Origin of the sequence: Luethyella okanaganae (assembly GCF_042660285.1) — a bacterium.
GTDB classification, from domain to species: domain Bacteria; phylum Actinomycetota; class Actinomycetes; order Actinomycetales; family Microbacteriaceae; genus Luethyella; species Luethyella okanaganae.
The window spans coordinates 66,412-79,211 of sequence record NZ_JBHSTP010000003.1; the positions used below are offsets into that span (position 1 = coordinate 66,412).

The 12,800-nt window shown below is 67.6% G+C and carries 14 protein-coding genes; 13 read left to right on the forward strand and 1 reads right to left on the reverse strand.

Going from position 1 to position 12,800, the window contains the following annotated elements; translation table 11 throughout:
- Window positions 1-3 precede the first annotated feature (3 nt).
- The 13 genes from folE (at window position 4) to ACFQB0_RS11720 (ending at window position 11,902) form a co-directional block, all read left to right on the forward strand.
- Window positions 4-600: a GTP cyclohydrolase I gene (gene folE / locus ACFQB0_RS11660; RefSeq protein ID WP_386731721.1), complete on the forward strand. Its 597-nt coding sequence runs from the start codon at window positions 4-6 to the stop codon at window positions 598-600.
- A complete protein-coding gene (folP, locus tag ACFQB0_RS11665) occupies window positions 593-1,414 on the forward strand; it encodes a dihydropteroate synthase (protein WP_386731723.1) in 822 nt (273 codons plus the stop codon). Before folE ends, folP begins: the two co-directional genes overlap by 8 nt.
- The gene (folB, locus tag ACFQB0_RS11670) at window positions 1,407-1,793 is read left to right on the forward strand and encodes a dihydroneopterin aldolase (RefSeq protein ID WP_386731726.1); all 387 of its coding nucleotides are present in this window, start codon (window positions 1,407-1,409) and stop codon (window positions 1,791-1,793) included. Before folP ends, folB begins: the two co-directional genes overlap by 8 nt.
- Entirely contained in the window at window positions 1,790-2,347 is a 558-nt protein-coding gene (gene folK / locus ACFQB0_RS11675; protein WP_386731727.1) for a 2-amino-4-hydroxy-6-hydroxymethyldihydropteridine diphosphokinase, read from the forward strand. Before folB ends, folK begins: the two co-directional genes overlap by 4 nt.
- A complete protein-coding gene (locus tag ACFQB0_RS11680; protein WP_386731729.1) occupies window positions 2,344-2,814 on the forward strand; it encodes a DUF3180 domain-containing protein in 471 nt (156 codons plus the stop codon). Before folK ends, ACFQB0_RS11680 begins: the two co-directional genes overlap by 4 nt.
- Entirely contained in the window at window positions 2,807-3,307 is a 501-nt protein-coding gene (locus ACFQB0_RS11685; RefSeq protein ID WP_386731731.1) for a PH domain-containing protein, read from the forward strand. The genes ACFQB0_RS11680 and ACFQB0_RS11685 overlap by 8 nt, the downstream gene beginning before the upstream one ends.
- A complete protein-coding gene (locus tag ACFQB0_RS11690) occupies window positions 3,304-4,905 on the forward strand; it encodes a PH domain-containing protein (RefSeq protein WP_386731732.1) in 1,602 nt (533 codons plus the stop codon). Before ACFQB0_RS11685 ends, ACFQB0_RS11690 begins: the two co-directional genes overlap by 4 nt.
- Window positions 4,902-5,663: a DUF2520 domain-containing protein gene (locus tag ACFQB0_RS11695; protein WP_386731734.1), complete on the forward strand. Its 762-nt coding sequence runs from the start codon at window positions 4,902-4,904 to the stop codon at window positions 5,661-5,663. Before ACFQB0_RS11690 ends, ACFQB0_RS11695 begins: the two co-directional genes overlap by 4 nt.
- Window positions 5,660-6,514 (forward strand): pantoate--beta-alanine ligase, encoded by an 855-nt coding sequence (gene panC / locus ACFQB0_RS11700; RefSeq protein WP_386731735.1) that lies wholly within the window; start codon window positions 5,660-5,662, stop codon window positions 6,512-6,514. The genes ACFQB0_RS11695 and panC overlap by 4 nt, the downstream gene beginning before the upstream one ends.
- 180 nt (window positions 6,515-6,694) lie before the next feature.
- On the forward strand, window positions 6,695-8,218 hold the full coding sequence (gene lysS, locus ACFQB0_RS11705; protein ID WP_386731738.1) for a lysine--tRNA ligase: 1,524 nt from the start codon (window positions 6,695-6,697) through the stop codon (window positions 8,216-8,218).
- 159 nt (window positions 8,219-8,377) lie between these two features.
- Entirely contained in the window at window positions 8,378-8,554 is a 177-nt protein-coding gene (locus ACFQB0_RS11710) for a hypothetical protein (protein ID WP_386731740.1), read from the forward strand.
- Window positions 8,555-8,561: 7 nt separating this feature from the next.
- Window positions 8,562-10,031 carry a cardiolipin synthase gene (gene cls / locus ACFQB0_RS11715; RefSeq protein WP_386731742.1) on the forward strand — a complete coding sequence of 490 codons (1,470 nt, stop codon included), beginning with the start codon at window positions 8,562-8,564 and terminating at the stop codon, window positions 10,029-10,031.
- Between the two features lie 95 nt (window positions 10,032-10,126).
- Window positions 10,127-11,902: a hypothetical protein gene (locus ACFQB0_RS11720; RefSeq protein WP_386731744.1), complete on the forward strand. Its 1,776-nt coding sequence runs from the start codon at window positions 10,127-10,129 to the stop codon at window positions 11,900-11,902.
- On the opposite strand, the gene ligD is transcribed toward ACFQB0_RS11720, so the two are convergent.
- Window positions 11,863-12,792: a non-homologous end-joining DNA ligase gene (ligD, locus tag ACFQB0_RS11725; RefSeq protein ID WP_386731746.1), complete on the reverse strand. Its 930-nt coding sequence runs from the start codon at window positions 12,790-12,792 to the stop codon at window positions 11,863-11,865. The genes ACFQB0_RS11720 and ligD overlap by 40 nt on opposite strands.
- Window positions 12,793-12,800 lie beyond the last annotated feature (8 nt).

The following is a 12,800-nucleotide window of genomic DNA, read 5'->3' on the forward strand; positions in this document are numbered from 1 at the left end:
CCTATGACAGGGGTGGACCGGGCGCGCATCGAGGCCGCCGTGAGGGAACTCATCCTCGCCATCGGCGAAGATCCGGCTCGGCCAGGGCTTTCGAGGACCCCGGCCCGCGTCGCGGACGCCTATGCCGAGTTCTTCGGGGGTCTCGATGTCGATCCGCTCGACCACCTCAGGGATTCGGTGCCTATCGGCTCGAGCGATGCCGGTGTTCCGCAGACGAGCGATGCGGTGCTGCTGCGCAGCATCGACTTCCGTTCGGTGTGCGAGCACCACCTACTGCCCTTCGTAGGTGTGGTGCACATCGCCTACCTGCCGAACGAGCGCGTCGTCGGTCTCGGCCGCCTGCCCGCCGTCGTCGAGACGCTCGCCGCACGACCACAGTTGCAAGAGCGGCTGACGGAGGAGATCGCCGACGCCGTCCAGCACGGGCTCGACCCGCGCGGGGTGCTCGTCGTCATGGACGCCGTGCACCGCTGCGTCGTCGCTCGCGGCTCCCGCCACACGTCGAGCTCGACGGTGACGATCGCGAGTCGCGGTGAGCTGTCGGATCCCGTCGCCCGAGCCGAACTCATGGCGCTCATCGGCGCCGAGCACCATGCCTGAGCGGACGGCACGCCCGCTCGTCTTCGGCGTGCTCAATGTCACCCCCGACTCGTTCAGCGACGGCGGACGCTGGATCGAGACGGACGCAGCGATCCGACACGCTCGCCGTCTGATCGCCGACGGAGCTGATGTGATCGACATCGGCGGAGAGTCCACCCGGCCGGGCGCGGTGCGCGTCGATCCGGGCGAGGAGCAGGCCCGGGTGATCTCCCTCATCGCCGTGCTCGCCGCCGAAGGCGCGACCGTCAGCGTCGACACGATGAACGCGTCGACGGCACTCGCGGCCGCGGCCGCGGGCGCAAGCATCATCAACGACGTCTCCGGTGGCCTCGCGGACGCGGACATGGCCTCCGTCGCCGCATCCACCGGGCTGACCTTCGTCGCCATGCACTGGCGGGGCCATTCGAACGGCATGGACGAGCTCGCCCAGTACGACGATGTCGTCGCCGAGGTGCGGACCGAGCTGGCCGCTCGCGTCGCGGCCCTCGTGGCCGCGGGCGTCGCCGCGGAGAAGATCGTGCTGGATCCCGGCCTCGGCTTCGCCAAGCAAGCGCAGCACAACTGGCACTTGCTCGGCCGCCTGGACGAGCTCGCTTCGCTCGGGCATCCGCTGCTCATCGGGGCATCGCGCAAACGGTTTCTCGGCGCACTCCTGCCCGAGGGGTCCCCGGTCGAGGCCAGGGACCTGCCGACCGCCGTCGTGAGCGCGCTCTCGGCGCAAGCCGGGGTGTGGGGCGTCCGGGTTCACGACGTCGCCTCGACGCAGAGGGCGCTCGACGTACTCTCTTCGTGGCAAAGTGGACACCGTGACTAGAGACCGAGCGACGCGGGAACGCGACCACATCACGCTCACGGGGCTGCGCATCAATGCTCACCACGGCGTCTATGACTTCGAACGTGAGAACGGGCAGGACTTCGTCGTCGATGTAACGGTTTCGCTCGACCTCGCGTTGGCGGCCTCGAGCGACGACGTCGAGCAGACCATCCACTACGGAGAGCTCGCGGTCGAGATCGCCGATGCGGTTCGTCATGACCCCGTGGACCTCATCGAGACCGTCGCAGAGCGGATCGCAGCCACCGTGCTCGCGCATGCCACGGCCGAAGAGGTGCGCGTCACGGTGCACAAGCCGAACGCGCCGATCAGCGTGCCGTTCGACGACGTCTCGGTCACGGTCACGAGGGGACGGGCATGATATCGATCCCGGAGCCCTCCGTGCGCGCATCCACCGGCGACGGTGCGGTATCGGCAGTTCTCGCCCTCGGCGGCAATCTCGGTGACCGTGCGGCCACCATCGCCGACGCGGTTCGCGGCATCGGCGACCTCGATGGCGTCGAGCTCACAGCCGTCTCTGGGTTCGTGGAGACCCCGGCCATCAAATCGCAGGGCGTCGATCACGAAGCCCCGAGCTATCTCAACGCCGTCGTGATCGTGCGAACCACCCGCGAGCCGCACGCTCTGCTCGACGCCCTCAACGAGATCGAGCGCGGCCACGGGCGCGTGCGCGACGAGCGCTGGGGCGACCGAACACTCGACATCGACATCATCAGCTTCGGCGAGCTGCAGCAGTCGGACGAGCGGCTCACGTTGCCGCATCCGCGAGCCTGGCAGCGCGCCTTCGTGCTCGCCCCCTGGCTCGAACTCGACCCGGATGCCGTGCTTCCCGGCCGAGGACGCGTCGACGCCCTGCGTGCGGGGGCCTCCGACGCGGTGCGGCCCTACCGCCCCGGGGAAGGGCGCACGCGATGAGACGCACGCACGCGACCTCCCTCATCGTCTTCGGTCTTGTCGGAGTGGTGATCGGCTACCTCGTCGACACGGCGGCCGCGGCATCCGGCCTGCCTGTGCTCGTTCCTCCGCTCTCGCTACCGTTCACCCTCGTGGCGATCGGCGCGATCGTGGTGCTGCTCGCCGTGCCGATCCGCCGGGCTGTGAAGGGCACATCCAAGACCCGTATCGATCCGTTCCGGGCGATGCGGGTCGCGGTCCTCGCGAAGGCGTCGAGCCTGAGCGGTGTCCTGCTCGCGGGCGGGGGTATCGGCATTCTGCTCTACCTCCTCAGCCGTTCCATCGTGCCCGCACTAGGCTCGATATGGTTGGCGATCGCCACGGTGCTCGGTGCCGTGGTCCTGCTCGTCGCCGGACTGGTGGCCGAGCATTTCTGCACATTGCCGCCGGGCGATGACACCGAGGAAGCAAAGGGAGCACGTGTCTGAGATCCGGACCGACGGTCGACTCGAGATCCCGGCGGGGGAGTGGAAGCGAGTCTCACCGAAGTATCTCGTGGTCGAGATCGTCGGCACGCTCGTCGCTGCGGCGTTGTTCTGCGGCGGCGCGGCAGCGGTCTGGTTGCTCAGCAGGGAACTCTGGTCGCTCTGGGTGCTCATCGGACTCGTCGCGATCTTCCTCGTGACGCTCCTGCTCGAACCGCGTCGGGTTCGTTCGATCGGCTATCAGCTCCGCGAGGACGACCTGCTGTTCCGGCGCGGCATCATGTTCCAGCGCTTCGTCGCGGTGCCCTATGGGCGCATGCAGCTCGTCGACATCACTCGCGGACCCGTGGCGCGCCTGCTCGGGCTCGCCAATCTCAAATTCGTCACCGCTGCCGCCTTGACGGCTGTGTCGATCCCGGGACTGCCCGAGGCGGAGGCGGAGAGCCTGCGCGACCGGCTCGTCGCGCTCGCCGAGAGCCGTCGGGCCGGGCTGTGAGCCTCACCGACGGCGCATGGCACCGGCTTCATCCTGCGACGCCGCTGCTCAAGGGCGGCCTCTTCATCGTGGCGATCGCCGGCTTCGTCATCGCGAATCTGCGTGAGCGGTTGATCGAGCTCTTCCTCGGCGTCCCGGACATCGGCGGGAACCCGCTCGACGAGATCTACCGGCGCGGCGTCGTCGGCTGGGCGCTGCTCGGCGTCCTCGCCGTGCTCGTCGTCATCCTCGTCGCGTTCTACTTCTCGTGGCGCATGCACAGCTTCCGGGTGACCTCGGAGGCCGTCGAGGTGCGCAGCGGCATCCTGTTTCGAACGCACCGCAAGGCGCGGCTCGACCGGATCCAGGGCGTCAACGTCAACAGGCCGCTCATCCCGCGCCTCTTCGGGGCCGCCCGCATCGAGGTGAGCGTGGCCGGTCAGGACGCCAACGTGCAGCTTTCCTATCTCACCTCTTCCCTCACCGACGACCTCCGGCGCGACATCCTGCGGCTCGCCTCGAGGGTACGGCAGGTGGAGCGGAGCGGGCAGGTCGAGCACATCGACTTGGGGGTTCCGGGCGACGGGGAGCTGCGGGACGCCGCAGCGGCTCTCCCGGACGGGACAGTCGCGTCGAACGGAGCAGCCGTGCCGATAGTCGGAGGCATCGCGGCATCCTTCGGGGCAATCGTGACGCAGCGCGCGAACGCGTTTCTGGCCCCCGAACTCGATCCGGACGCCGCCCCGCCCGAGTCGGTCGTCACCATTCCCGCCGGCCGTCTCATCGGCTCGATCGTCTGCAGCGGCTTCACCGTCGCGGTCTTCGCCCTGGCCATCGCCTTCCCCATCGGGCTCGCCAACGGCCAGTACTGGATACTCTTCACCTTCCTCCCCGCGCTCATCGGTGGGATCAGCTTCTACTTCAACCGCTTCACCAAGGGCCTGCGCTACAGCATCGCCGGCACGAGCGACGGCGTGCGCGTCGGATTCGGCCTGCTTTCGACGAGCAACGAGACTCTGCCGCCCGGACGCATCCACGCCATCGCCGTGGCGCAGCCTCTGCTCTGGCGCCCGTTCGGCTGGTGGCACATCCGCATCAACACGGCGGGGCACTCCAGTCAGAAGAGCCAAGCGCGCGACAACACGACCGTGCTGCCCGTCGGTCGGCTGGCCGACGTGGAGAAGGTGCTCGAGCTCATCCTTCCTGGTTTTGGAGCCGATGAGCCCGTCGCCCTCATCGAGACCGGCATGCTCTCGCGAGGTGAGGACGACGACGGTTTCACCAATGCACCGCGCCGCGCCGCCTGGCTGCGCCCGTTCTCGTGGCGTCGCACCGGGTTCACGATCGCCGGGGAGACGGTACTGTTTCGTCGCGGGGTGATCACCCGCGACCTCATCCTGGTTCCGCTCGCCCGCCTGCAGAGCGTCGGACTCGAGCAGGGTCCGATCCAGCGGATGCTGCGGCTCGCGACCACGCGCCTGCACACGGTGACCGGACCGATCGCCGCCTCTCTCGACATTCTCGACAGCCGCGACGCGGTGCGATTGTTCGACCGGATCGCGGTCGACGCGATCGCCTCGGCGGGTACGGACACGAGTCACCACTGGAGGTCCATGTGAACGGCGATCGGTCGAGCTCCGGCCGCAGAGCCGGTCGCCTCGGTGTCGGCGTCGTCGGCGCAGGCCGGGTCGGGCCGATCCTCGGCGCAGCCCTCGCCGGTGCGGGGCACGCCATCGTCGGAATCTCCGCGATCTCGGAGGGGAGCCGGGATCGGGCGGAGGCGATCCTGCCGGGCATCCCTATCCTCGATGTTCCCGTGCTCGTCGAACGCAGCGAGCTCGTCATCCTCGCGGTTCCCGATGGCGAGCTCGAATCGCTCGTCGCCGGTCTCGCCGCCACCTCGAGCTGGCAACCGGGGCAGCTCGTGCTGCACACCTCCGCTCGTTTCGGGACTGAGGTGCTCGCCCCCGCGCGTGCGGCCGGCGCGATCCCCCTCGCCGTGCACCCTGCCCTGACCTTCACAGGCACGAGTCTCGACCTGGCCCGGCTCGCCGGCAGCTGGTTCGCAGTGACCGCCCCGACCCCCGTGCTGCCGATCGGGCAGGCGCTCGTCGTGGAGATGGGCGGCGAGCCGATCGTCATCGACGAGGCCAACCGGCCCGCCTACGCCGAGGCGATCGACACCGCGGCATCGTTCTCGACCGCGATCGTGGAGCAGGCGACGCGCATCCTCGCCGGTATCGGTGTCGAAACGCCCGGTCGTGTGCTCGCACCGCTTGTGCGCTCCGCCGTCGAGGGGGCACTGGCTCGCAGCAGCCCCGCTACCATCGACCTGACTGCGCTCGTGAGCGAGTTGGAGGAGCTGGAGGAGGAATGACGGTGCCTGAGGTGCTCACGACGATCGGCCGGGTGCGTGAGTCCATCGGGGCCGAGCGCCGGGCATCCCGCCGTGTCGCCCTCGTCCCCACCATGGGAGCGCTGCACGCCGGCCATCTGGCGCTCGTCCGTCGCGCTCGGGAGCTGGCCGACACCGTCATCGTGTCGATCTTCGTGAACCCTTTGCAGTTCGGGCCAGGAGAGGATCTCGACCGTTACCCGCGCACTCTCGAGGCGGATGTCGCGGCGCTCGCCGACGCGGGCGTCGACTATGTGTTCGCGCCCACCGCTCGAGAGATGTACCCGAGCGGCCGGAGCGAGACCCTCGTGACCGCAGGTCATATCGGAACGCTGTACGAGGGCGCCTCGCGGCCCGGCCACTTCGATGGCGTGCTGACGATCGTGAGCAAGCTCTTCAACGTGACCCGGCCGGACATCGCCGTCTTCGGGCAGAAGGACGCCCAGCAGGTGTTCCTCGTCGCCCGCATGGTGGCCGAGCTCGACGTTCCCGTCGAGATCGAGGTGGTCCCCACCGTGCGCGAGCAGGATGGCCTCGCCCTGTCGAGTCGCAACCGCTTTCTCGACGAGGGGCAGCGTGCGATGGCGCTCACCATCTCTGAGTCGCTGCGGGCCGCAGAGGCGGCCGCATCCGAAGGTCTCGGCGAGGCGCTGGCGGAGGCGACGGCCGCGTTCGGCGACCACGACGCCATCGCTCTCGACTACCTCGTAGTGGTCGACCCCGCGACGTTCCTTCCCGTCGTCGACGACTTCCACGGTCTGGCGGTGGTGCTCGTGGCCGCGCGTGTCGGTCCCACCCGGCTGATCGACAACGCGGCCATCGTCCTCGGCTGACGTCACCACGGGCCGGAGTTGCCGAGCCCGCCGCCCGACCACTCTCACCCCGGCTGGGCGGGTGCCGCCGGCTGAGCCTGTCGAAACCTCGGTCGACCCGGTTGGCACCGCCGCCGGCGAAGCGCATCCGCCGCGCCGACTACGCTTGAAGCGACACGCCAACCAGTTCACGGAGAAGACATGGCCGACGACCAGACCACGTGGGAACTCACCGCCGAGGAGACCGCGGAAGCGGTCTCGGAGCAGAAGGCCGTGCGTCTGTCCAAGCGGGAGCGGCTCGTCGCCGCCGCCGCGGGTCCCGGTGGTGGCGCCTACCCCGTGAGCGTTCCCGTCACCGACACGATTCCCGCGCTGCGTGCCCGCTTCGACAATCTCGAGGCGGATGCCACGACGGGCGTCGTCGCCGGTATCGCCGGCCGCGTGATGTACTTGCGCAGCACAGGCAAGCTCTGCTTCGCTACCCTCCAGTCCGGTGACGGCAGCCGCATCCAGGCCATGGTCTCGCTCGCCGAGATCGGCGAGGAGAGCCTCGCCGAGTGGAAGGATCTCGTCGACCTGGGCGATCATGTCTTCGTCTCCGGCGAGGTCGTCTCGAGCCGTCGTGGCGAGCTCTCCGTCATGGTGCGGGAGTGGCGGATCGCGTCGAAGTCGATCCTGCCGATGCCGAACCTGCACAACGAGCTCAGCGAGGAGAACCGGGTGCGCAACCGCTACCTCGATCTCATCGCCCGTGAGCAGGCGCGCAAGAACGTCGTGCAGCGCGCTCAGGCGGTCGCGAGCCTGCGCCGTACCTTCACCGGGCTCGACTTCATTGAGGTGGAGACGCCCATGCTGCAGGTCATGCACGGAGGGGCATCCGCTCGTCCGTTCGTGACGCACTCCAACGCCTTCGACACGGAGCTGTTCCTGCGCATCGCGCCGGAGCTCTACCTCAAGCGCGCAGTCGTCGGTGGCATCGACCGCGTCTACGAGATCAACCGCAACTTCCGCAACGAGGGCGCAGACTCCACGCATAGCCCCGAGTTCGCGATGCTCGAGGCCTACCAGGGATATGGCGACTACAACTCGATCGCCGACCTCACCCAGAAGCTGATCCAGGATGCCGCGGTCGCGACATCCGGCGGCCACGTCGTGACCTGGGCCGACGGCACCGAGTACGACCTTGGAGGCGAGTGGGATCGCCTCTCGATGTACGACAGCTTGAACGCGGCCGCAGGAACGGGCTTCACCCCGGAGACCCCGATCGCCGAACTCGCGGAGCTCGCTACCCGGGAGGGCATCGAGGTCGACCACCCGATCCACGGAAAGTACGTCGAGGAGCTCTGGGAGCATTTCGTGAAGGGCGGGCTCGAGCGCCCCACCTTCGTCATGGACTTCCCTGTCGACACGAGCCCCTTGGTCCGCGGTCACCGCTCCATCGCGGGCGTCGTCGAAAAATGGGACCTCTACATCCGCGGCTTCGAGCTCGCCACCGGCTACTCCGAACTCGTCGACCCGGTCATCCAGCGCGAGCGCTTCGTCGAGCAGGCGAAACTGGCCGTGAAGGGCGATCCCGAGGCGATGCGCCTCGACGAGGAGTTCCTGCGCGCGCTCGAGTTCGGGATGCCACCGACCGGCGGCATGGGCATGGGCATCGATCGCTTGCTCATGGCGCTGACCGGCCTCGGCATCCGCGAGACCATCCTGTTCCCCCTCGTCAAGTAGCCCCGCCCCCCTCCCCCGCGAGACTGCGTGAATCGTCGGATAGGGGGCTCTATCCGACGATTCACGCAGTCTCGCGGGGATGGGCGGGGAGGAGCGGGGGCGAGGTCTCTGAAACCAGAAGGTACGGCATGGGCCGAAGCACCGTATCCTTGAGTGGTCATGGATAACTTCTGGGCGAATGCGCTGTGGTCGGTCGCGCCGACCGTTCTGGTCGGGCTGATCTTCTGGCTCGTGATGCGATCGATCATCCGAGCCGACCGCAACGAGCGCAAGGCCTACGCGCTGATCGAGGCGGAGGAGCGAGCGAGGCTCGGCCTCGACAAACCAGCGACCTGATCGCGTCATGTCGATAACGCTCTCCGATCTTTTCCTCTGGGCGGTCGTCGTCATCCTCGTCGTCGACATCATCGTCCGTTTCATCGCGATCGTCGTCATTCCGCGCAATCGGCGTCCGACGGCCGGCATGGCCTGGTTGCTCGCCATCTTCTTCATCCCGATCATCGGGATCCTGCTCTTCCTAGTCATCGGCAACCCCAAGCTCCCGCGCACACGACGCGTCAAGCAGAAGCAGATGGATGCCTTCATCCGCTCGAACTCCGACATACCGCTCGAACAACCCGGCAGTGAGCAGTGGCCGGACTGGTTCGGATCGATCGTGCAGCTCAACCGCAACCTGACCGCCATGCCCATGGTCGACGGCAACACCGCGAGCCTCATCGCCGACTACGAAGGCTCGCTCGCGGCGATGGCCGACGCGGTCGGGCACGCCCGCAAGTTCGTCCACGTCGAGTTCTACATTCTCTCGCTGGACCAGGCCACGGTGGGCTTCTTCGACGCGCTCGAACAGGCCGTGAAGAGGGGCGTGACCGTTCGCGTGCTGCTCGACCACTGGGCCTCGTGGCGCACGCGCGACTACAAGGCGACGCTCGCGAGACTCGACGCGATGGGCGCCCAATGGCATCTCATGCTCCCGGTGCAACCTCTCAAAGGGAACAACCAGCGCCTCGACCTGCGCAACCACCGCAAGATCCTCGTCGTCGACGGGAACGTCGCATTCACGGGGTCGCAAAACGTGATCGACCGCAGCTACAACAAGGCGTCGAACGTCAAGCGCGGACTCAAATGGCAGGAGCTCGTCGCGCGCGTGGAGGGTCCGATCGTCGATGCGATCAATCTCATCTTCATCACCGATTGGTTCATCGAATCGGACGAACTCCTCGAGAAGGAGGCGCGCACGATTGAATCGATCGACGATCCCGAGCTGCTCGAATGCCAGGTGGTGCCGAGCGGTCCAGGCTTCGAGGGCGAGAACAACCTGAGGCTTTTCCTGGCACTGCTCTACAACGCGCAGAAGCGCATCGTCATCACGAGTCCGTACTTCGTGCCGGACGAGTCCATGCTCTACGCGATCACCACCGCGGTCCAGCGCGGGGTGCCCGTCGACCTCTTCGTCTCCGAGGTCGGCGACCAGGCGCTCGTGTGGCATGCGCAGCGGTCCTACTACGAGGCGCTGCTCGAGGCCGGAGTGCGCATCTACATGTACAAGGCCCCGTATATTCTGCACGCGAAGCACTTCACGATCGACGACGATGTGGCCGTCATCGGCTCCAGCAACATGGACATGCGCTCCTTCGGACTGAACATGGAGGTCTCGCTGCTCGTGCGCGGAGAGTCCTTCGTTCGTGAGATGCGTGTCATCGAAGACGACTACCGAGCCGTCAGCGAGGAACTGACCCTCGAGGAGTGGAGGAAGCAGCCGTTGCGGTCCACGATCCTCGACGGGCTCGCGCGGCTCACCTCCGCGTTGCAGTAGACATCATCCGTTTGCTCGACAGGCGGCGCTCGCCGACGCTACAGTTGTCGCGTTTCGTTGCCGTGTCGTGAGTGCTCTTGAATTGCAGGCAAGTCATGCGTGTTCTCCGGTCTGTCGCCGTGCTGGCGATCTCGGCGCTCGCGTTGAGCGGTTGCAGTTGGCTTGCACCGGGCACGGCGGATCCGGCGCTGGACGATTTCTCCGTGGCGGATCTCGAGGCCGGCGGGATTGTCGTTGTCGCCGATGAAGCTGCAGTGGCCTCTCAGCCGACCGCTCTGACCCTTACCGAGGTGCAGGCCGAGCGGATTGTCGCCGAGGCGAACGCCGGGGCTGGCGTGACAGGTGCCGCCCTCGAAGCAGTCGCACCGGTTCCGGCGGACCACCCGCCGATCGATTATGTGCTCGCTGCCTATGTCTCGCAGGCAGAGTTGCCCGGTGCGAAGCGGGTGCAGGCCCTGTTCGATGCCGACATCGACTGGACGCACGCGCGGGAGATCGTGTTCCCTACCGTCGCCGTCGCACTGTTCGTGGCTGACATGATGCTTCTCGCGGCCGAACAGTTCGGCCCCGAACAGTCTGAGAGCGGTTCGCCGGCCTCCGCGCCCCCTGCGGCGGCCGGCGCGGCCACCGCCATCCGTGCCGTATGGCCTGCGGAAGCCGCCGGGCTGTGCAGCGCGGCCACAGGGTTCCTCTCCTCGGTGATCCAGGGACTGTTCGACGTGCTGCGCGTCATCCCCGGGGTTGTCGATGCCTTGGACGGGCTCGGCGTCTTCGGCAAGATCCTCAGCGGCATCCTCAACGCGGCGATAAACCTGGCGCAGGGTGTCGTCGAGGGGGTCGTCTCGGTGATCACCCAGCCGATCCTGAACGTCATGCGCACCGCGATCGCGGCGCTCGGCGTCGCGTCGCAGGTGATGAGTTACTTCACGAACGAGCGACTCGTCGTCACGCCGAAGCCATCGAATCACCTGTCCTTCGCCGTCGACCCCGGCCCGGACGTTCGTGGGTCGTTCGTCGCCAGTGCCCACTCCCTCGGCGGGGATTGGCCGGGGGTCGTGCGCGATTGCGCCCAGGCGAGCGGTGTTGCGCTGCCCGAGCTGATCGCACCGGGCGGTCAGACCACGTGGACGGTGACGAGCACGGTTCCGCTTATCATCCCCGATTCGACGACGACCAAGGTCTCCGCCGATCACACGGCCACTCTCGACTTCTCGACGGGACACGAGAGCGCGGAGGCGGCGAAGGGTCCGGAGCGCACCGCCGCGGCCTTCGCGACGGCGAGCATCCCGCGCAAGGAACTCGGCGGCTTCCTCGACCTCGCCGCGAGATCGGTCGACGGGGTGAAGGGCGACATCCTCGGACGCATTCCCGGGCCGCTCCAGTCGGCCGCCGCTCAGGTCTTCGCTGCGACGATCGATCCGATCGTGGCGCGCATTCGTGCCGAGATCGCGGGCACCGTCGGCGGTGTCCTCACCCTCAAGGGCGATGGCACCGTGTACGTCACCTTCCATGCACCACCGGATCCCACCCCGACCCCTCGGCCTATAGCTGAACCCGATGACGAGAACTTCTGTCCCGACTTCGTTGCCGCTGTCGAGGAATTGCGTGCCGCGCTCGCTGCGACGAGTGACCTGTTCGGGTGGGCGGCCTCGGTCGGCGCCCGCTTCGAACCGTTGCGCTCACGGGCTCCGGCCGAGATCTCGGCCGACTTCAACCTCACCGTCGATTTCTATCAGCTCGTGGGCGCGCAGGACATCTCGACGGCCGGCGGCGTGCTCGAGGCCTGGCCGGGCATCATGAACATCGACGGTGCGAGGAACCACGTGTGGAGCTATTGCGGGGCATCGGCCTTTGACGACGGGATCGGCTGAGAGAGCAACGGCTTGAGGAGGTCGCCCGACCTCTCGACCCGTGCGAGCACCTCCGGAAACTCCATCTGACCGAGACCCGGCGCCTCGAGTTCCGCCCAGGTGCGCGGCGCGGCGACCGTCGGTCGAGTCCGGCCGCGCAGTGAGTATGGCGATACCGTCGTCTTCGCGGCGCGGTTCTGGCTCCAATCGACGAGCACCTTGCCATCGCGGTTGACCTTTCGCATGTTCGCGACGGCGAGTGCCGGACGGCTGGAGACGAGCTGGTCGGCGACGTCCGAAGCGATCTCGGTCGCCTGATCGGAGCCGAGTGAGCCGTTGAGCGGGGCGTAGAGGTGGACGCCTTTTCCTCCGCTCGTGACGGGCAGCGCCTCGAGGTCGCGTTCCAGGAGGAGATCGCGAACGAGCAAGGCGACCTCCACGCACTCGGGGAGGTCGGTCCCCGGCCCAGGATCGAGGTCGATCACGAGCCGGTCGGGACTGCGGTGTGCGCCGCGCGGCCCGAAGCGCCACTGTGGAACATGCAGCTCGAGGCTCGCGGTCTGCGCGAACCAGAGCAGCGTCGACGCGTCGTTCGCGATCGCATAGTCGACGGTGCGCTCTTTGTGCTGCACGGTGCGGCGCACGATCCATTCTGGCGTCGTGTCGTCGAGGTTGCGCTGGAAGAAGGACTCGCGGGGGTTCTCGGCCGTTCCGGTGCCATCGATCCAGCGTTTGCGGGTGACGGCGCGATCATGCAGATGAGGCAGCAGGATGGGGGCGATCCGGGTGAGGTAGCCGACGACATCGGCCTTCGTCGTGCCGGTCTCCGGGTAGAGCACCTTGAACGGATGCGTGATGACGACGTCTCGCCCGTCGACCGTGATGGTCTGCGACTGTGCTGTGGTGGCCATGTTCCGAT